This window comes from Streptomyces rishiriensis (assembly GCF_003112535.1).
Classification (GTDB): domain Bacteria; phylum Actinomycetota; class Actinomycetes; order Streptomycetales; family Streptomycetaceae; genus Streptomyces; species Streptomyces rishiriensis.
In genome coordinates this window covers 19,361-37,954 of record NZ_BEWA01000026.1, presented here as the reverse complement: position 1 = coordinate 37,954, position 18,594 = coordinate 19,361, and the positions used below count along the sequence as shown (strand labels likewise).

15 protein-coding genes are annotated in these 18,594 nt (G+C 72.5%); 5 read left to right on the top strand and 10 right to left on the bottom strand.

Annotated features, from left to right (window positions below):
• The first annotated feature begins 3 nt into the window (after nucleotides 1-3).
• Nucleotides 4-432, top strand: a complete 429-nt coding sequence (locus Sri02f_RS35500; protein ID WP_109005438.1) for a VOC family protein — start codon at nucleotides 4-6, stop codon at nucleotides 430-432.
• Nucleotides 433-513: 81 nt separating this feature from the next.
• On the opposite strand, the gene Sri02f_RS35495 is transcribed toward Sri02f_RS35500, so the two are convergent.
• Entirely contained in the window at nucleotides 514-1,074 is a 561-nt protein-coding gene (locus Sri02f_RS35495; RefSeq protein ID WP_109005437.1) for an acyl-CoA thioesterase, read from the bottom strand.
• 120 nt (nucleotides 1,075-1,194) lie between these two features.
• On the opposite strand from Sri02f_RS35495, the gene Sri02f_RS35490 reads away from it, so the two are divergent.
• A complete protein-coding gene (locus Sri02f_RS35490) occupies nucleotides 1,195-2,475 on the top strand; it encodes an LCP family protein (RefSeq protein ID WP_109005436.1) in 1,281 nt (426 codons plus the stop codon).
• Between the two features lie 65 nt (nucleotides 2,476-2,540).
• On the opposite strand, the gene Sri02f_RS35485 is transcribed toward Sri02f_RS35490, so the two are convergent.
• On the bottom strand, nucleotides 2,541-2,903 hold the full coding sequence (locus tag Sri02f_RS35485; protein ID WP_109005435.1) for a four-helix bundle copper-binding protein: 363 nt from the start codon (nucleotides 2,901-2,903) through the stop codon (nucleotides 2,541-2,543).
• A gap of 138 nt (nucleotides 2,904-3,041) precedes the next feature.
• Nucleotides 3,042-4,514, bottom strand: a complete 1,473-nt coding sequence (locus tag Sri02f_RS35480) for an LCP family protein (RefSeq protein WP_174855777.1) — start codon at nucleotides 4,512-4,514, stop codon at nucleotides 3,042-3,044.
• 132 nt (nucleotides 4,515-4,646) lie between these two features.
• On the opposite strand from Sri02f_RS35480, the gene Sri02f_RS35475 reads away from it, so the two are divergent.
• Nucleotides 4,647-5,678: a glycosyltransferase family 2 protein gene (locus Sri02f_RS35475; RefSeq protein ID WP_109005433.1), complete on the top strand. Its 1,032-nt coding sequence runs from the start codon at nucleotides 4,647-4,649 to the stop codon at nucleotides 5,676-5,678.
• Nucleotides 5,679-5,705: 27 nt separating this feature from the next.
• Here Sri02f_RS35475 and Sri02f_RS35470 read toward each other — a convergent pair whose 3' ends face one another.
• The 4 genes from Sri02f_RS35470 to Sri02f_RS35455 form a co-directional block, all read right to left on the bottom strand.
• Entirely contained in the window at nucleotides 5,706-7,370 is a 1,665-nt protein-coding gene (locus Sri02f_RS35470; protein WP_109005432.1) for an LCP family protein, read from the bottom strand.
• Nucleotides 7,371-7,450: 80 nt separating this feature from the next.
• The gene (locus tag Sri02f_RS35465; protein WP_109005431.1) at nucleotides 7,451-9,235 is read right to left on the bottom strand and encodes an LCP family protein; all 1,785 of its coding nucleotides are present in this window, start codon (nucleotides 9,233-9,235) and stop codon (nucleotides 7,451-7,453) included.
• 243 nt (nucleotides 9,236-9,478) lie between these two features.
• Nucleotides 9,479-10,711 (bottom strand): LCP family protein, encoded by a 1,233-nt coding sequence (locus Sri02f_RS35460; RefSeq protein ID WP_109005430.1) that lies wholly within the window; start codon nucleotides 10,709-10,711, stop codon nucleotides 9,479-9,481.
• A gap of 261 nt (nucleotides 10,712-10,972) precedes the next feature.
• Nucleotides 10,973-11,731 carry a TIGR03089 family protein gene (locus tag Sri02f_RS35455; protein ID WP_109005429.1) on the bottom strand — a complete coding sequence of 253 codons (759 nt, stop codon included), beginning with the start codon at nucleotides 11,729-11,731 and terminating at the stop codon, nucleotides 10,973-10,975.
• Between the two features lie 140 nt (nucleotides 11,732-11,871).
• Between Sri02f_RS35455 and Sri02f_RS35450 the strand changes: the two genes are divergently transcribed.
• Together Sri02f_RS35450 and manB are read left to right on the top strand one after the other, a co-directional pair.
• Nucleotides 11,872-13,467, top strand: a complete 1,596-nt coding sequence (locus tag Sri02f_RS35450; RefSeq protein WP_109005428.1) for a peptidoglycan recognition protein family protein — start codon at nucleotides 11,872-11,874, stop codon at nucleotides 13,465-13,467.
• A gap of 234 nt (nucleotides 13,468-13,701) precedes the next feature.
• The gene (gene manB, locus Sri02f_RS35445; protein ID WP_109005427.1) at nucleotides 13,702-14,784 is read left to right on the top strand and encodes a mannose-1-phosphate guanylyltransferase; all 1,083 of its coding nucleotides are present in this window, start codon (nucleotides 13,702-13,704) and stop codon (nucleotides 14,782-14,784) included.
• Nucleotides 14,785-14,875: 91 nt separating this feature from the next.
• Here the strand turns inward: manB and Sri02f_RS35440 are convergent, their stop codons facing one another.
• The 3 genes from Sri02f_RS35440 to cofD all read right to left on the bottom strand — a co-directional run bounded on the left by Sri02f_RS35440 (nucleotide 14,876) and on the right by cofD (nucleotide 18,419).
• Entirely contained in the window at nucleotides 14,876-15,901 is a 1,026-nt protein-coding gene (locus Sri02f_RS35440; RefSeq protein ID WP_109005426.1) for a DNA-3-methyladenine glycosylase family protein, read from the bottom strand.
• A gap of 248 nt (nucleotides 15,902-16,149) precedes the next feature.
• On the bottom strand, nucleotides 16,150-17,463 hold the full coding sequence (locus tag Sri02f_RS35435) for a coenzyme F420-0:L-glutamate ligase (protein ID WP_109005425.1): 1,314 nt from the start codon (nucleotides 17,461-17,463) through the stop codon (nucleotides 16,150-16,152).
• Nucleotides 17,460-18,419 carry a 2-phospho-L-lactate transferase gene (gene cofD, locus Sri02f_RS35430; RefSeq protein ID WP_109005424.1) on the bottom strand — a complete coding sequence of 320 codons (960 nt, stop codon included), beginning with the start codon at nucleotides 18,417-18,419 and terminating at the stop codon, nucleotides 17,460-17,462. The genes Sri02f_RS35435 and cofD overlap by 4 nt, the downstream gene beginning before the upstream one ends.
• Nucleotides 18,420-18,594: the final 175 nt, after the last annotated feature.

Here is an 18,594-nt window from a genome sequence, read left to right as displayed (position 1 = left end):
CCGATGTCAGCGATCAGGAAGTTCCAGGTCACCTTCGACTGCGCGGAACCCGAGCGTCTGGCCCGGTTCTGGTGCCAGGTGCTGGGGTACGTCGTGCCGCCGCCACCGGAGGGGTTCGCCGACTGGGACGACTTCAGGCGTGCGCAGCCGGCCGAGCAACGGGATGCGTGGTTCGCCTGCGTCGATCCCTCGGGCGTCGGCCCCCGTCTGTACTTCCAGCGCGTGCCCGAGGGGAAGGCCGCCAAGAACCGGGTGCACCTCGATGTGCGGGTCGGCACCGGACTCGTGGGCGAGGAGCGCCTCGCCGCGCTCGAGGCCGAGCGCGCGCGGCTGGAGCCTCTCGGCGCGGTGCACGTGCAGACGCTGTACGACGGCAACGACGCGTGCATCCCGATGCTGGACATCGAGGGCAACGAGTTCTGCATCGACTGAGCCGGGTGGCGCCGCCCGACCCCCTCGTCGTCCCCGTACCGCCCGGGCGGCCCCGACCGCCCGGCCTCTCCGGCCGCGGGGTCAGTCGTCGAAGCCCTCGGCCGCCCGGCGCTCGCGCAGTTCCATGATCGCTCGGCGGCGGGCCAGGCGGTGCGTGCGCCGGATCTGGGCCTCCTGGCAGCGGCGCTCGTCGCGTTCGGTCTCCGGGATGACCGGCGGGACCACGCGGGGCTTGCCGTCGGCGTCGACGGCGGCGAAGACCAGGTAGGCCGAGCCGACCTGGGTCGCCGGGGCGGACTCGTTCCACCGCTCGGCCAGCACCCGCACCCCGACCTCCATCGACGTCCGGCCCGTCCAGTTGACCTGCGCCTTGACGTGGACGAGGTCGCCGACGCGGACCGGCTCCAGGAACGCCATCTCGTCCATGGACGCGGTGACGGCGGGCCCGCCGGAGTGCCGGCCGGCCACCGCGCCCGCCGCGTCGTCGACGAGCTTCATGATCACCCCGCCGTGCACCGTCCCCAGCAGGTTGGTGTCGGCGTGGGTCATGATGTGGCTGAGGGTGGTGCGGGACGCGGACGTGGGCTTGCCCGGGATGTCCGGGGTGCTGCCCGAGTCCGCCGTGGTGACCTGGTCTGTCATGTCCTCCACCTTATGCCGAGGGGGACAACCCGGGACTTTGTGTCAGCTTGGCAACAGCGCGGCCCTGATTCTCCGACGACCCTTGTACGGCACACGGCCCTGCCCTGCACACTGGTCCGCATGAACGATTGGCCCGAGGGATGGTCCGACAGGGACCGCGGCAACCGGTACGGCGGCGGCAGCGCCAGCGCGCAGCCCGAGAGCGCCCGCGTCATGCGCCAGGTCCGCCGTGGCCAGACGGCCCCGCCGCAGGGAGCCGGCGTCCCGCAGCAGCCGTCGTACGTCAACGGCCAGGGACACGGCGACTACACCAACGCCCAGCAGAGCGGTTACGACAGCGGTTACAGCTCGGGCCAGGTCTACGGGGGCGGCGGCGACTCCGGCGGCCCCGGCGACTTCGACACGCGCCCCGCGCGCCCCGCGCCGAACTGGCGCCGCCGCATCAAGTGGACGGCGATCAGCCTCGTCACCGTGCTGGTCGTGACGAGCGTCGCCACGTACTTCTGGGCCGACGGCAAGCTCAAGCGCGAGGTCGACCTGTCGAAGGTCATCGACCGGCCCGCGGGCGGCGACGGCACGAACTACCTGATCGTCGGCTCCGACAGCCGTGACGGCATGTCCGCCGAGGAGAAGAAGAAGCTGCACACCGGCTCCGCCGAGGGCAAGCGCACCGACTCGATGATGATCCTGCACGTCGGGTCCAACGGCGACACGCTGGTCTCGCTGCCGCGTGACTCGGACGTCGAGCTCCCGACGTTCGTCGGCTCCGAGTCCGGCAAGACGTACAAGGGCGCCGGCCGGCACATCAAGCTGAACGCCGCGTACGCCACGGACGGCCCCGAGCTGCTGGTGCGCACGATCGAGTTCAACACCGGCCTGCGCATCGACCACTACGTGGAGATCGGCTTCGCCGGCTTCGCGAGCATCGTGGACGCGGTCGGCGGCGTCGAGATCACCATCGACAAGGCCTTCAAGGACAAGTACTCGGGCGCCGACTTCCAGGCGGGCAAGCAGAAGCTGAACGGCGAGGAGGCGCTGGCCTTCGTCCGCACCCGGCACGCGTTCGCCGCGTCCGACCTCCAGCGCACCAAGAACCAGCAGAAGTTCCTCGCGGCCCTCGCCCACGAGGTCGCGACCCCCGGCACGGTCCTGAACCCCTTCAAGCTCTACCCGACGATGAGCGCCGGCCTCGACTCGCTCATCGTCGACAAGGACATGGGGCTGTACGACCTGGGGTCCATGTTCTTCGCGATGAAGGGCGTCAACGGCGGTGACGGCACCTCGCTGAACATGCCGATCTCCGGCTCCACCGGCGGCAACCTCGTCTGGGACAAGGCGAAGGTGAAGCAGCTGGTGAGCGAGCTGAACAACGACGAGAAGGTCACGGTCTCCGGCGGCTGAGGCCGGCGCGGGTCGAGTTCGGGGGCGTCCCTCAGGGGCGCCCCCGAACGCGTCCCGGCGACGCGTCACATGGTGGCGCCCGCCATCGTCCGGCACATCTCGGCGCAGCGGCGACAGGACTCGGCGCAGCGCATCATCTGGGGATCGTCCGGCATGGCCGTACACGCCTCGGCGCACATGTCGCATGCCTTGGCGCACAGGGCGCACATCTCGGCCGACATGGGCGAGCGCCGCATCATCATGTCGGCGCACATGCGGGTCGTCTCGGAGCAGTCCATGAGCGCGCGCATGATCTGCATCTGGGCCTGGCCGCCCATCTGCAGGCAGGAGCTCATGGTCTCCTCGCACATGCTGTGGCAGGACATGCACGCCTCGACGCAGTCCTGCATCTGCCGGCTCATCGGGGTCATCGTTCCGGGCTGGGTCATGGCTCCTCCTGAGGTCACGGGGGGGCGAGGAGGCCGGGTGGCTCCCGGCGCCCGCCCCCTGTCTCCCGTCCTACGCCCCCCGGCCGTCCCGCGCCATCAGAGCGGTCTCCCGCACGCCGCGCCCCTCACGAGCGCCCCTCACGGGGTCTCCTGGGGACACCCCACCTCGTCGCCCCGGACGACCCCGAACTCGCCCTGGTCCGCATCCGCCGCCCGCACCCGGCGCACCTGCCGGAAGTCCGCGCCCGCGATCACCCTCAGGGTCGGCCCGAGCCCCCTGACGGCACGCAGCTCACTGCCCGGCAGGGCGGTCGCGAGGGACTTCGCGGAGCGGTCCCAGCGGGGGTCGTAGGCGACGACCGTGCGCCGCGCGACGGGGCCGCCCGCGGCGACCGGCTGCCGGGTGGTGCGGAAGCCCATCGCCGCCAGCGCCGCGTCCACCCGCCGGCCGAGTCCCGGCGTGCGGGTGCCGTTCTCGACCTGCACCCGGATCTGCTGCGGCGCCACCGGCACCAGCGCACCCCGGCGGCTGATCGCCCGGGCCGTCGCCGAGAGGGGCTCGTCGTCGCGCAGGGACGCGAACAGGCGCGCGGACTTCACCGGATCCCACTTCAGCGTCGAGCCGATCCCCTTCACCAGGTATCCCATCCGGCTGATGGGAACGGTGACGAACTCGGAGGAGGCGGGGGAGAAGGAGCGCATCGCCCGCCCGAGGTCGAGCAGCTCGTCGGCGCCGAAGTCCCGGTCCGCCCGCACCGAGCCGAGCACCGCCCGGGTCACATCCCGGAAGCGCAGCGGGTTCAGCAGGACCCCGGAGGAGGTCGCCCGCTCCACCAGGGCCGCCAGGAAGCGCTGTTGGCGCTTCATCCTGCCCAGGTCGGAGGAGACGTCCGCGTGCCGGGAGCGCACGTACTGCAGCGCCTCGCCGCCCTGGAGCGTGTGCCGGCCCGGTGCCAGGTCCAGGCCCGTGTACGCGTCCTTCAGGGGCACCGCGGTGCAGATCCGGACGCCGCCGAGGACGTCCACCGTCTTCATGAAGCTGGTGAAGTCGACCTCCAGGTAGTGGTCGATCTTCACGTGCGTCATGTTCTCGACCGTGCGGACGGTGAGCTGCGGACCGCCCTCGGCGTACGCCGCGTTGAGCCTGATCGGGTGACCGCGGTGCTCCCTGCCGGTCACCTGGTCGGTGTGCGGGGGCGTCAGCGCGTACGAGTCGCGCGGGAGACTGACCACGCTGGCCCGCTCCCGGTCCTCCGAGATGTGCACGATCATGATCGTGTCGGTGCAGTGGCAGGGAGCCCCGCCCAGACGGTAGCGACGGCGCTCCGCCGGTGTGATCCGGTCGCGGCCGTCGGTGCCGACCAGCAGGACGTTCATGCCGTGACCGGCCCGCGGACGGTTCTTCATGTCCTTGAAGGGGTCCACCCGGGCGATGCCCGCGTCGAGGCTGCTGATCACCGAGTGGCCGATGCCGGCGGCCGCGAGGAGCACCACCGACAGCGTGGTCGCCGCCCGCACGGCCCAGCGCGGGCGCCTGCGTCGGGCGGGGGGACGCGGCACACCGCGCCGCGGGCGGGGGCGGCGCGGGAACCGGGACGGCGTGATGGGCATACGGGGCACCTCCGGGCGGCGGCCGTAGGGCGGTGGTGGCCGTTGGAACATAGGCCCATACGATCTGCCGACCGGTGCAGCGCACCCGGCGGGGCGGGCCGTGTCCCCCGTTCGCGGTAACGTGAGCCCTCTATGAACGCCAAGCCCGACGTGCAGCTCCCCGCAGTGTCCGTCATCATGCCCGTCCTCGACGAGGAGCGGCATCTGCGCGGAGCCGTCCAAGCGATCCTCGCGCAGGAGTACGCCGGCGAGATGGAGGTCGTGATCGCCATCGGTCCGTCCAGGGACCGTACGGACGAGATCGCGGCCCAGCTCGTAGCCGAAGACCCCCGCGTGCACACGGTCCCCAATCCCACCGGGCGTACGCCCGCCGCGCTCAACGCCGCGATCAAGGCCTCGCGCCATCCGATCGTCGTCCGCGTCGACGGGCACGGCATGCTCTCGCCGAACTACATCGCCACCGCCGTGCGGCTCCTGGAGGAGACCGGCGCGCAGAACGTCGGCGGCATCATGCACGCCGAGGGCGAGAACGACTGGGAGCACGCGGTCGCCGCGGCCATGACCTCGAAGATCGGGGTCGGCAACGCCGCCTTCCACACGGGAGGTCAGGCCGGCCCGGCCGAGACCGTGTACCTCGGCGTCTTCCGACGGGCCGCTCTGGAGCAACAGGGCGGCTACAACGAGGAGTTCATCCGCGCCCAGGACTGGGAGCTGAACTTCCGGATCAGGGAGGCCGGCGGGCTGATCTGGTTCTCGCCCGAGCTGAAGGTGTCCTACCGGCCCCGCCCCAGCGTCAGGGCGCTCGCCAAGCAGTACAAGGACTACGGCCGTTGGCGGCACGTCGTCGCCCGCTACCACGAGGGCTCCATCAACCTGCGCTACCTCGCGCCGCCCACCGCGGTGTGCGCGATAGCCGCCGGCATCGTGGTGGGCGCCGTGCTCACCCCGCTGGGTTTCGTGATTCCCGCCGGCTACCTCGCGGCGATCGTCGCCGGCTCGCTGCCGGCCGGCAAGGGGCTGTCGCCGAAGGCACGGCTCCAGATCCCCGTGGCCCTCGCCACCATGCACATGTCGTGGGGGTTCGGCTTCCTGACCAGTCCCAGGGCACTGGCCAGGAAGGTCATCGCGTCACGGCGGCCCGCGGTCCTCAGCGACGCGCGCTGACCACCGCGGGACCCCGCAGGACCCGGACTACCAGACGTAGTTCGGGTCCACGTGCATGCACTGGCTGGTGTCGGAGGCGTTGATGGCGCCGGCCGTGTCGGGCGTCCTGTCGTTCTTCACCGGCGCCGTGTACGTCGTCCCCGACCGCCAGTCCGCTCCCACGACGACCGTGACGCCGGAGACCCCGGTGGACTTCTTCACCTGGCCCGCCGGGACGCCGAGGGCCTTGGCGACCGCCAGGGCGTCGCCCTGCAGGTCGTCGCTCGGGTAGCTGACCACCGTCTTCGCCACGGCCGTGGCGGCCGAGGTGTCCGCGACGGCCTCGGTGAAGCCCTTGGCGGCCAGCGCCTGCGTCACCGCCGTGGCCCGTCCGCGCACCGCGCCCTGCGCGCTCGTGGACGTGCCGTTGTGGACCTGCACCGCGATCCTGTCGCTCGCGGCCGCCGGGTCGGCGACCGCCGTCGGCGAGGGAGCGGCGGCGGCCTTGCGGGCGTCCTTGCCGTCCAGGGCGATGTCCTCGCGCACGAGACGGAACAGCTGCCCGGCGTCGTCCGTGGGCACCACTCGTTCGCCCTGGTACCGGTTGGGCATCGTCGTCATCGTGATGCGGTCGGTGGGCACCTTCTGCAGCTCGCCCGCCAGGTCGTACATCTTGCTGATGGTGTCCAGGCCGTCGTCGACGGTGATCGCCTTCGTGGCCGCCTCGGCGAGCTTGCGCAGCTTGTTGGGGTTGGTCAGCTTGGCGCTGGCGCGCAGCTCACGGACCATCGAGTTCATGTACATGTGCTGCGCCTTGGCGCGGGCGAGGTCGGTGTCGTCCTCGAAGCCGTAACGGGTGCGCAGCCACTGCAGGGCCTGCTCGCCCTTGACGGAGTGCGTGCCCTTCTCCAGTTTCAGGCCGGAGCCCTTGCCGGTGCTGGTGTGCGAGTAGACGTTGGCGTCCACACAGACCGGGACGCCGCCTATCGCGTCCGCCATGGAGACGACACCGGCGAAGTCGATCATCATGAAGTGGTCGATGTGGATGTCGGTGAGCTTCTCCCAGGTGGCCACCGTGCAGCCCGGGCCGCCGCGGCTGAGCGAGGCGTTCGTCATCCCGCCGTGCAGCGCCGGGTAGGTCGTGCCGTCGTCGGGGTCGGTGCACTTGGGAATGTCCAGCAGCGTGTCGCGCGGCATGCTCACCACCGACATGTTGCTGCGGTCCGCCGAGACGTGCAGCAGCATCTGGACGTCCGCGAGCGGAGGACCGCCGAAGTCGTACTTGGCGCCGCCCAGCTTCTGGTTGGCCGCGGTGTCGCGGGCGTCCGAGCCGATCAGCAGGATGTTCAGCGCCGTCTGGCCGTCCGAGTTGGCCTTGGTGCCGGCCGCCCGGTCCTTGGCGTCGCCGATGTTCAGGTCGTCGTGCCTGATGTTCGCGTTGAGGTGCTCGTAGTAGAGGTATCCGGCCCCCGCGCCCCCGAGTATCACCACCGCCAGCACGGTCGCCGACCAGCGCAACGCGCGTCGACCTCGGCGTCGGCGGTCGGTCTCCCGGCCTCCCGGGCCGTTCTTGCCGCCCTGGCCGTTCTGGCGTCCGCCGCCGCGTCTGCCGTCTCCGTCGGACGCGGTCTCGTCGCGCTGTTCCCGCTCGGCCGAAGACGTCGTGTCCCCGGCCGCGGAAACCTCCCCCCGCACCCCGCTGCTCCCCGCCATTCCCCTGCCCCTCCCCGCCGTGCGCCTGACACGGGCCCGCCCCGCGTCCAGTCAGACGCTCGACGGGCCCGAAGGGTTACCTACTTGGCGCACTTGACCTTGTCGGCCGTGGACTTCTGGACCGTGTCGGGCACCTTCGTCGCCGCCGTGAGCGAGACGCCCGCGCCCTTGAAGTCCTTGCCCAGCGTCAGCGTCATGGTCGGCAGACCCTGCGCGTTCTCGACACTCCTGCCCGGCTTCAGCGCGGTGCCGGGCAGTCCCATGACCGCGGCCAGCTTGCGCGCCTGGGCGGCCTGGTCGGGCGCGTACTCGAGGGTCGTCTTCGCCAGCGCCGCGGGCGCGTTGCCGGCGTTCTCGGACTTCGTCACGCCCTCGTCGTTCTGGAGCCAGTTGAGAGTCTCCTGTGCGCTGCCGGGAGCCGCCCCGCCGTTCATGACCTGCACCCGCACCTCGGAGGCGGCGGACTGCGGGCCCTTCAGCCGGGCCGCGGCCGCCTTGGCCGCCGCGTCCTTCGAGGCCGCGGCCTGCTGCTTCACCGCGGTGAAGGAGACGTCGTCCCTGATCATCTGGAAGACGGTGGGGGCCGAGGATTTGTCGAGGACGACTGTGGCCTTGACCTTCTCGGCCGGGTTGTCGACGACCGGCACGGTGGTGAAGGTCAGGTTCTTGATGTCGAGCTTGCCCAGCTCCAGGCCCAGGTCCTTCAGCTTGTTGATGCTGTCGAGCTGGGCGTCGACGGCCAGCGCCTTGGTGCCCGCCTCCGCCAGCTTGATCATCTTGGACGGGCTGGAGAGCGTGTCGTTCGACTTCAGCTTGCGCATCAGGGCGCTGAGGAACTGCTGCTGGATCTGGATCCGGCTCAGGTCGCCACCGAAGCCGACCGAGTGCCGGGTGCGCACGAAGGCGAGCGCCTGCTCGCCCTGGATGAGGTGGGTGCCCTTGGACAGCTTCAGATGGGAGTCGGCGTCGTCGATGTCCTTGGCCAGGCACACCTCCACCCCGCCCACCGCGCTGGTCAGCGTCTTCACCGCGTTGAAGTCGGCGACCATGAAGTTGTCCGCCTTGATCCCGGTCAGCGCGGTGACCGTGCGCACGGTGCAGGACGGCGTACGGCCGTCCTGGCCGAGGCTGGTGTTGAAGCGGACGCCGTCCGAGCCCTTGATGACCTTGGTGGTGCCGTCCTCCTGTTCGGTCTCACAGTTCGGGACGTTGACGATCAGGTCGCGCGGAATGCTGAGCGCGGTCGCGTTCGTGCGGTCCTTGGAGACGTGCAGCAGGATCGTGGTGTCCGCGTGGCCGACGCTGCCGGAGTCGCCGTAGCCCTCGTTGCCGGAGCCGGTGCGCTTGTCGGTGCCGATCACCAGCAGGTTGATGGCCCTGTCCTTGCTGAACCCGCCGGTGCTCGCGCCGTCGTCGGCGACGGACGTGATGTTGCCGTTGAGGTGCTCGATGTACAGGTAGGCGGCGCCGGCCGTGCCCACGATCACGAAGGCCATGATCCCGCCGGTCCACACCAGGATCTTCTTCGCCCGCGACTTCTTCTTCACCGGCCGCCGGCCGCGCCGGTTCGGCGGTTCCTCGGGCGGCGCGCCGCGGCGTCGCCGCGGACCGGGCACGTCGGCGCTCGGCACCGCCTTCCCGGGCGACGACGGCGGCGACTGCCGCTCCGGCTCGGTGGCGCGTGAGCGCGCCGGGCCCCCGCTCCCGCCGCCGGTCCTGCCGGAGGCGGATCCACGAGGTCCGGGCACCGGCGACTGCGGTGCGGAAGTACTCAGTCGCAGTTCGTATTCGCCGGTGTTCGGATTGAGCACCCACTGGTCTGCGGGGTCGATGTTCTCCGCCCGCCCACGGCCTTGCGCGTCCACGGTTGTCCGAATCCTCCGTCGGGGCCACGCGGCGCCTTTCCCCCTCAAAGGCGCTCGGGTCTCGGTCACTCGGTGCGCGACCCCAGGAAGGACCTCGCGGCCGGGTGCACCGGATCGCTCACACTATCCGCCTGATTCGGCGTCGAGCGACGGCCGTGACAAATTCCACGCCCCTACAACCGGGCAATTCGCCCTATTTCTTTGAACTCCTGTTCGGCGCAAGGGCTTGGCTTGGCAAGCGCTTTACCCGCACACGTCCTCGGCGGCCGTGTTTCCGCGGAACGTGGGTGCGGGCGGGCTGGGCGAAACCGCCCCGCGAGCCGCGCCGTTCGCCGTCGCGGGCGGGTACGGTCCGTGGCCGCCCGACTCCGAAGGGGCGGGTGTCGTGGGAAGTTCCCGGGAAACCACCACCGGCGTGTCCGTCCGCAGCCGCTCGAAGAGTTTCTCCGCCTCGGGCTCCACCAGTTGGTCGCGATTGGCGTTGTAGACGTACGACTCCCGCGGAACGGTCAGGAATTGCACATGTTCGGTGGGAATGTTCCGCAGGCCGCGCACGAGTTCATACAGACCGCGCAGGCTCGCGAGGTCGGGATCGGTGGTGAGGGAGGACGTTGCCGCGTCCAGCACCGGATACAGCTTCACCGGGTTCAGCAGGACGTCGTTGCTCTGCACCTTGTTGACGAGCGCCCCCAGGAATCGCTGCTGCCGGTCCATCCGGCCGGTGTCGCTGCCGTTGCCGAGGGACTTGCGGGCGCGTACGTACCCGAGCGCCTGCTCCCCGTCGAGCGTGACCCTCCCGGCCGGCAGCCGCAGCCGGGCGGCCTTGTCGCTGATCGGCTCCGACAGACAGACCTCGACCCCGTCCACCGCGTCGACCATGTCCTTGAACCCGCTGAAGTCGACGACGACGTGGTGGTCGATCCGCACCCCGGTGAGCTTCTCCACCGTGCGGATCGTGCAGGCCGAACCCCCGGCCTGGAAGGCGTAGTTGAACATCGTGAACATCGGCTCGGTGCGCGTCCCGTCCCGCCGGCGGCATCCCGGCACGTCCACCATCAGGTCCCGCGGCAGGGAGACGGCGGTGGCGCTGCGCCGCCCGGCCGCCAGATGCAGCAGGATCGTCGTGTCGGACCGCTCGGTCCCCAGGTCGCGCCCGTACTCCTCGTTGCCGTCCCCCGACCGCGAGTCCGACCCGATCAGCAGGACGTTCTGCGCGTCCTTCACCAAGGACGTCGGCCGGTCCTTCGCGTACCGCGCGAGCTCCGCCGCGGCCGCGTCGTCGGGCGTGATGTTCCCGTCGAGCTTCATGTAGAGGGCCCACCCGGCCACCCCGGCCCCCAGGACGATCACGGCCACGGCCCCCGCCCCGTACCGCGCCCACCGCAGCCGGCGCCGTCGCGCGAGCCCCCGCCCGTCGGCGGACGCCCCCGCCCCCGGCCCGAGAGGTCCGCCGCCGCGCCCCGTGGAGTGCGTCACGTCGATCCCCCTCCCGCTTCCGGTCCCGCCGCGGTCCCGCCTCGGCCGCACGAACGCGTGGAGCCGCTCCTACGACGATGGCGCGAACGGGGGCGAAGGGGTGCCCGGGGGTGGGCCGAACGGATGAGACGGCCTCGGCCTTCGCGGCCGTGTCCCGTCGGCGGGGGCCCTCGCCCGCCGACCCGTGGGGCGGTTGCCGGGCCGCGTCGGCGGGGATCCTCGCCCGCCGACGCATGGGGCCGTCACCGGGCCGTGGGGCGCCTACCGGGCCGTGGCCGTCACCCGCTCGCTCTCCACCCGCCGGGCCACGGTCTCCTCGTCGGCCGCCGCCAGGTTCCGGCACAGCACCACCGAGCCACCGCTCGCCAGCGGCGCGTACAGCCCGGCGCTCAGCCCCTCCCAGGTGTCGTACGGCAGCCCCGACAGCAGCCGCGACCCGGGCCCGGTCAGCCCAAGACCCGAAGCCTCGGCGCGCGCCCGCTCCACGATCTCGGCGCCGGTGTACTCGGCCCCGGCGACGATCAGCGCGGGCTCCTCGGGGTCCACCGGGGCGTACGGCGCGAACCGGTCCCCGAAGCCCGGGACGGCCACGGCGTAGTCGTCGTACCCCTCCGGAGGGCCGGGCACGAACCGCCGCCCGAGCGGGGCCAGCGACAGCGCGTACCGCTCGCCGCGGCACGCCAGCCCCGCCTCGAAGCCTCCGGGCCCGGCCACCACGAAGTCCGCCCGCGACGGATCCCCGGCCACGTCCGCGACGACCCCGGTCGACGCGCACGCCATCAGCCACACCGCCGTCTGCCAGTGCGCGGGCAGCAGCAGCGCGACCCGGTCGCCCGGCTCGGCGGACAGCCCGTCCTGGAGGAGGTTCGCGGTCTTGGCCACCCAGTTGGCGAAGGTGGCCACGGACAATTCGACCCGCTCGCCCGTGGTGTCGTCGTAGAAGGTCACCAGGGGGCGCGCGGGATCCGCGGCGAGTGCGGAACGCAGCAGGTCGGCAGGGGTGCGATCGGTGGCAGTCACCCGCAGAAGCGTACGCGCCGCCCACGGTGGCGCACCGGCCGCCGGGCCTTCGCGGAGCCACCGGTTCGGCGGAACGCACGTCGACGGCCCGTCAATTCCCCGATGGACAGATATGTATGACTATGTCCAGGATCGTTGGCATGCGTGGATTGCTTGCTTCCTCGATCGGCGTCACCTGCGCGGCGGCTCTCGCCCTCCCGCTGACGCCGCCCGCCGACGCGGCGACGGTGCGACCGGCACCGGCCGCGGAGGCGGCGTCCGCCGGGACCGTCAGGGCCACGAGCCCCGACACCCGGACCACTTCAACCCGCCCCGGGGTCGCCGGGGTTCCCGACCGTCCTGATCTTCCCGACCTCCCGGGCAGCACCCAGTCGCTGCCCCTCGCCCCCCTCACCGGCGACCGTGCCCTCGGCGGCGGCCCCGGCCAGGGACTGTCCCGCCGCGAGGTGCGCCACTTCTCCCTCCTCGGCGTGGTCTGGGACGACCCGTCCGCCGAGCTCCACGGCCGCGTCCAGGTCCGCACCCGGCCGGCCGGCGCCGACGCCTGGTCCGGCTGGCAGGACGTCGAGACCCACAACGCCGACCACGGCGCCGACCCCGGCACCCCCGAGAGCGCCTCGGGCCGGGTCCGCGGCGCCACGGCCCCGCTCTGGGTCGGCGACTCCGACGGCGTCGAGGTCCGCGTCCGTCCGCAGACCGAACGCCGCACCGAGGAGACGGGCCGTGGCGCCCGCACCCTCTCGACCGTCGTCCCGCTCCCCGCCGGTCTGCGCGTGGACCTCGTCGACCCGGGCGAGGCCGCCCCCGAACACGCCCCGGCGGGCCCCCCGCACGGCCGGACGCTGCCCCCCGAAGCCGACCCGCCGGGCGAGCCGGGCGCCGCGGACGGATCCGACGCCGAGGCGAGCGGGGGCAACGGCGGGGACGACGACGGGGAGACCAAGACGGCCGACATGCCGACCGACATGGTGGCCGACATGTCGGCCGAGGCCACCGAGGCATCCGCCGCCAACGAAGCCCTCGCCCCGCTCGGCGCCCTGGAGATCCCGGGCCTGGACCGCCCGGCCACCGAACGCGAACTCTTCGCCCTGCGCGGCGCCGAGCTGACGCAGGCCCAGCGGGCCACGCCGTACATCGGCCCGCGCCCGACCATCGTCACGCGCCGCGGCTGGGGCGCCGACGAGAACCTGCGCGAGAGCGGCTTCCGCTACACGACGACGGTCAAGGCCGCGTTCGTGCACCACACGGCGTCGGGCAACAGCTACACCTGCGCCCAGGCCCCGTCCGTCATCCGCGGCATCTACCGCTACCACGTCAAGAGCATGGGCTGGCGGGACATCGGCTACAACTTCCTCGTCGACAGGTGCGGGAAGATCTACGAGGGCCGCGCGGGGGGAGTGGCGAAGCCGGTTCTCGGCGCCCACACCCTCGGGTTCAACACCAACAGCATGGGCATCGCCGTCCTCGGCACCTTCGGCAGCGCCAAGCCCAACGCCGCCACGGTCGACGCCGTCGCCCGTCTGACGGCGTGGAAGCTCGGCCTCTTCGGGGCGAACCCGCAGGGCAAGACATACCTCACGTCCGCGGGTGGCAACCTCTACGCAAAGGGAAAGAGCGTACGACTGAACGTGATCTCGGGCCACCGGGACGGGTTCGCCACGGAGTGCCCCGGCAAACAGCTCTACGGCAAGCTCGGCTCGGCCCGCTCGACCGCGGCGCGCTACCAGGGGCGCTGAACCGGGCGGTCGCGTCCGGGAGCTCCGGGGCCGGGGGAGGCCCCGGGGGTCCCGTGCCCCCGAACGGCCGGAGCGCGCATCCGGATGGGGGCACATTCCGCAGCCGTCGGGGGGACACTCTGCCGGGACCGGGACGGAACGCCCACGGCCTGGAAGTCGCCACACAAGGGTCTGCATACACTGGCCGGCCGAATGACAGTTCGGCCGGTCCCGGCAGGAAGCAGAGACGAAAAGGTGACTGAAGCGATCCTCCTGGTCGGCGGCAAGGGCACCAGGCTGCGCCCCCTCACGGTGCACACGCCCAAACCCATGGTCAGGGCGGCGGGGGTGCCGTTCCTCACGCACCAGCTGGCGCGGGCGCGAGCGGCGGGCGTGGACCACATCGTCCTGGCGACGAGCTATCTGGCCGAGGTCTTCGAACCGTACTTCGGCGACGGCTCGGCCCTCGGCCTGCACATCGAGTACGTGACGGAGGACGAACCCCTCGGCACGGGCGGCGCGATCCGCAACGTGGCGTCCCGTCTCACCTCGGCCCCGGACGACCCGGTCCTGGTCTTCAACGGCGACATCCTCACCGGCCTGGACATCGGACGCCTGGTGGCCACCCACGAGACGACGGGAGCGGACGTCTCCCTGCACCTCACCCAGGTGACGGACCCACGGGCCTACGGCCTGGTCCCCACGGACGGGACGGGCAGGGTCCTGGCCTTCCTGGAGAAGCCCCAGACCCCCGAGGAGATCGTCACCGACCAGATCAACGCCGGCGCGTACGTCTTCCGCCGCTCGGTCATCGACACGATCCCGCAGGGCCGCCCGGTGTCGGTGGAGCGCGAGACGTTCCCCGGCCTGCTCTCGGCCGGAGCGCACCTCCAGGGCATGGTCGACTCGACGTACTGGCTGGACCTGGGCACCCCGGCGGCGTTCGTCCGCGGCTCGGCGGACCTGGTCCTCGGCCGGGCCCCCTCGCCCGCGGTCCCCGGCCGGTGCGGCGACCGGCTCATCCTGCCGACGGCGCGGGTCGCCCCCGACGCGAAGCTGACGGGCGGCACGGTGGTGGGCGAGGGCGCGTTCGTCGCGGAGGGCGCGCGGGTCTTCGGCTCGACGATCCTGCCCGGCGCGGTCATCGAACCCGGCGCCGTCATCACCGACTCGCTCATCGGCGCCCGGGCCCGCGTCGGCGAACGCTCCGTCCTCACCGGGACGGTCATCGGCGACGGCGCGGTCGTCGGCCCGGACAACGAACTCCGCGAGGGCGCGAGGGTGTGGTGCGACGCGAGGATCCCGGCCGGCGCGGTCCGCTTCTCGTCGGACCAGTAGGAGTCGTCAGTCAGGAGTCGTCAGTCAGGAGTCGTCAGCGCGTCCGGGGCCTCCGGGGAGTGCCTCCCCGGGGAGCCCCCCACCGCCTGCCTCACAGCTTCCCGATGTCCCACCGAGGCATCTTCGGAACCCGCCGGGACGGCACGTGTCCACTGAGCAGGATCAGCCGGGCCGCCCGGTGCCGCTGTCCCTCCTGCTCCGGCTCCCGCCCCGCGTAGGGCTCCAGCAGCTCCAGCATCAGGGCGTCGTCGGCGTCCCGGTTCCCGGCCAGCGCCCACCCCACGATCCCCGGCAGATGCAGATCCCCCACGGTCACCGCGTCCGCCGCGCCATGACTGCGCTGCACGGTCTCCGCGGACGTCCAGGGACCGATCCCCGGCAGGACCTCCAACCGCGCCTGCGCCGCGGCCGGAGCCATCCGTGTCGCCTCCTCCAGCCGCCCCGCCACCCGCACGGCCCGCAGGATCGTCGACGCCCGCTTGTCGTCGACCCCGGCCAGATGCCACTCCCACGACGGGATCAGCGCCCAGGTCCGCGGCGCCGGCATCACCCACAGCCGGCCGCCCGCCGCGGGCCCCGGCGCCGGCTCGCCGAACTTGCGCACCAGCAACCGCCAGGCCCGGTAGGCCTCGTCGGTGGTGACCTTCTGCTCCAGCACGGACGGGATCAACGACTCCAGCACCAGTCCGGTCCGCGTCAGTCTGAGCCCCGGCCGCCGGTGCCGGGCCATCGCCACCACCCGATGCCGAGGCTCGAACGCCTCCGGGGTGTCCGCGGCCCCGAGCATCTCGGGCAACTGCTCCAGCAGCCACTCGGCCCCGGGCCCCCACGCCTGGCCGCGCACCGCGCCGTCGCGGGCGGCGACGCGCAGCGTCCCCGGCCCCGCAGGGGTGCGACTGGCCCGCCACACGGACCCGTCCGGCATCGCCCGGAACGTCGGATCACCCGGCCCCCGACGCAGCGGCCCGAGCACCAGCCCGAGATCGAGCGGCCCCTCCGGCGTCCAGTCGCGCACCCGTCCGGGCGCCGACGCCTGCCGCGGCACCCCCGCGGGCACGCCGACATGCCCGCCGCGCACGGTGGTGCGCGTGGGCCGCGGAGAGAAGCGTCCTGCCACGATGGATGTCCCGGGTCATACGAAAACGGCTGCTACGAGAGTAGGCGCACCACCCACCCCTCACCCCACCGGCCACGAACATCCCACTCGGATCACCCGCACCCCCCCCACCTGTCGCACCCCCACACCGGTCGCACCACCCGAGCCGAACGATCCTGGCGCCCGGCTCGCCGCGGCTCAGCCCGGCCCACTACGGCTCAGCGCGTCGCCGCCCCGAACCCGCGTCGCCGCCCCGAACCGCCACGAACTCATCGCACCACGACGAAGTCGCCCACGTTCCGCTCCGGACGGTTCCGTGGCTCCTCCGCCGCGTGTCCGACCGCCACCGCTCCCATCGGGTCCCATCCCTCCGGCAGCGCGAGCACCTCCCGGACCACGTCCCGGCAGAACATCGTCGACGACACCCACGCGGAGCCCAGCCGCTCCCCGGCCAGCGCGACCAGGAAGTTCTGCACGCCGGCCCCGGTCGCGACCACGAACATCTCCCGCTCGGCCGCGTCCCGCCGCGCGTCGCCGTAGGTGTGCGACCCGTCCATCACCAGACACGGCACCACGAGATACGGCGCGTTGCGCAGCACGTCTCCCCGCCGCACCCGCTTGGCGATGGACTCCTCGGACTTCCCGTCCCGCCGCAGATCCGCGATCCACGCGTCCCGCATCGCGTCCAGCAGCCGCGACCGCGCCTCCTGGGACTCCAGCAGGACGAACCGCCACGGCGTCGTGTGATGCGGCGCCGGCGCGGTGACGGCCGCCGCCACCGCCCGCCGCACCGCTCCGGGGTCGACCGGCTCGTCGGTGAAGGACCGCACGGTCCGTCGCTGCGTGACCGCCAGCCGCACCGCCTCCGAGGTCCCGAGCCGGAACATGTCGTCCCGTGCCCCCCGCACGAGCGCCCGGGCGCCCTCCTCGGCGCCCTCGGACCCGACCACATGCCCCAGACCCCGCACCACGGCGACCGGAAGCCCCGCGGCCTTGCCCTTCACGAGGTCGCCGGCGGCGGCCAGCTCGTCCGCCGTGGCGACGACGGTCGCGCTCAGCGCGTTGCCGTGCGCGTCGGTGTCCCCGCGCAGATCGTCCAGCACCCGCACCCCGGCGGCGCCGATCGCCACGTCCGTGAGCCCCGCCCGCCAGGGCCGCCCGAAGGTGTCGGTGACGACGATCCCGACGTCGACGCCGAGCGCGTCCCGCAGCCCCTCGCGGAGCGCCCGCGCCGACGCGTCCGGGTCCTCGGGCAGCAACAGCACCGTGCCCGCCGGGGTGTTGGACGCGTCGACCCCGGCCGCTGCCATGATCAGCCCCTGCCGGTTCTCGACGATCCGCAGCGCCCCGCGCCGGGCCACCACCCGGACCGTCTCGGCGTCGATCGCGGCCTCCCGGTCGTCCGCCCGGACGATCCGCCCCTCCGCCTTGGACACGATCTTCGACGTGACCAGCAGCACGTCCCCGTCGGCGAGCCCCGGCTCGGCGGCGGCGATCAGCTTGGCCAGGTCGTCCCCGTCCCGCACCTCGGGCAGCCCGGTCACGGCCCAGACCCGGTAACCGCTCTCCAAGGACCCGCTCACGCGCCCCGCACCTCCTCCGCCAGCCGCAACGCCTCCCGGGCCATCTGCGTGGTCGCGTCGAGGTCGCTCATCATCAGCGGGACGGCGCGGCAGCGGATCCCGGCCGCCTCCACCCGCTCCACCGCGTCCGCGTCCACGGTGTCGACGAGCCAGCCGTCGAGCAGTCCCGAGCCGTAGTGCTCAGCCACCGCCGCGGCCGTCGACTCCACGCCGACCGCCGCGAGCACCTTGTCGGCCATGCCGCGCACCGGCGCGTCCCCGACGATGGGGGACAGGCCCACCACCGGCACGCCTGCCTCGGCGATCGCCTCGCGGATGCCGGGCACCGCGAGGATCGTGCCGACGGAGACCACCGGATTCGACGGCGGGAAGAGCACGACGTCCGCCTCCGCGATCGCCTCCAGCACCCCCGGCGCCGGCTTCGCCTGCTCCGCGCCGACGGGCACGACCGCCTCCGCCGGCACCGAGGCCCGCAGCCGCACCCAGTACTCCTGGAAGTGCACGGCCTTGCGCTCACCGTCGACCTCGACTGCCACATGGGTCTCGACGCGGTCGTCCGTCATGGGGATCAACCGCACGCCCGGCTTCCACCGGTCGCACAGAGCCTCGGTCACCGCGCTCAGCGAATAGCCGGCGCCGATCATCTGCGTCCGCACGATGTGCGTGGCGAAGTCCCGGTCGCCCAGACCGAACCAGCCGGGCCCCGCGCCGTAGGCGGCGAGCTCCTCCTTCAGGTGGAAGGTCTCGTCGGCCCGCCCCCAGCCCTGTTCCTCGTTGATGCCGCCGCCGAGCGTGTACATCACCGTGTCGAGGTCCGGGCAGACCTTCAGTCCGAAGAGATGGATGTCGTCGCCGGTGTTGCCGATGACCGTGACGTCCGCGTCCGGCACGGCCTGCTTCAGACCGCGCAGGAACCGGGCACCGCCGATGCCGCCTGCCAGAACCACAATGCGCATGAGGGCAAGTCTCGCAGGCGGCGCCGACAGCGCGACGGGCGGTTGTGGACAACCGCCCGCCTGTGGACATCCCGCCCACCCGTACGAGCGGACGACGTCCGGCTGCACGCCGACGACGTCCGGCTGCACGCCGACGGCATCCGGCTGCACGCCGTCGGCATCCGGCTGCACGCCG

Bases quoted from the DNA above. Each gene is read 5' to 3' on its own strand.
- Sri02f_RS35500 (WP_109005438.1), top strand. From the start codon at position 4: ATGTCAGCGATCAGGAAGTTCCAGGTCACCTTCGACTGCGCGGAACCC.
- Sri02f_RS35495 (WP_109005437.1), bottom strand. From the start codon at position 1,074: ATGACAGACCAGGTCACCACGGCGGACTCGGGCAGCACCCCGGACATC.
- Sri02f_RS35490 (WP_109005436.1), top strand. From the start codon at position 1,195: ATGAACGATTGGCCCGAGGGATGGTCCGACAGGGACCGCGGCAACCGG.
- Sri02f_RS35485 (WP_109005435.1), bottom strand. From the start codon at position 2,903: ATGACCCAGCCCGGAACGATGACCCCGATGAGCCGGCAGATGCAGGAC.
- Sri02f_RS35480 (WP_174855777.1), bottom strand. From the start codon at position 4,514: ATGCCCATCACGCCGTCCCGGTTCCCGCGCCGCCCCCGCCCGCGGCGC.
- Sri02f_RS35475 (WP_109005433.1), top strand. From the start codon at position 4,647: ATGAACGCCAAGCCCGACGTGCAGCTCCCCGCAGTGTCCGTCATCATG.
- Sri02f_RS35470 (WP_109005432.1), bottom strand. From the start codon at position 7,370: ATGGCGGGGAGCAGCGGGGTGCGGGGGGAGGTTTCCGCGGCCGGGGAC.
- Sri02f_RS35450 (WP_109005428.1), top strand. From the start codon at position 11,872: ATGCGTGGATTGCTTGCTTCCTCGATCGGCGTCACCTGCGCGGCGGCT.
- cofD (WP_109005424.1), bottom strand. From the start codon at position 18,419: ATGCGCATTGTGGTTCTGGCAGGCGGCATCGGCGGTGCCCGGTTCCTG.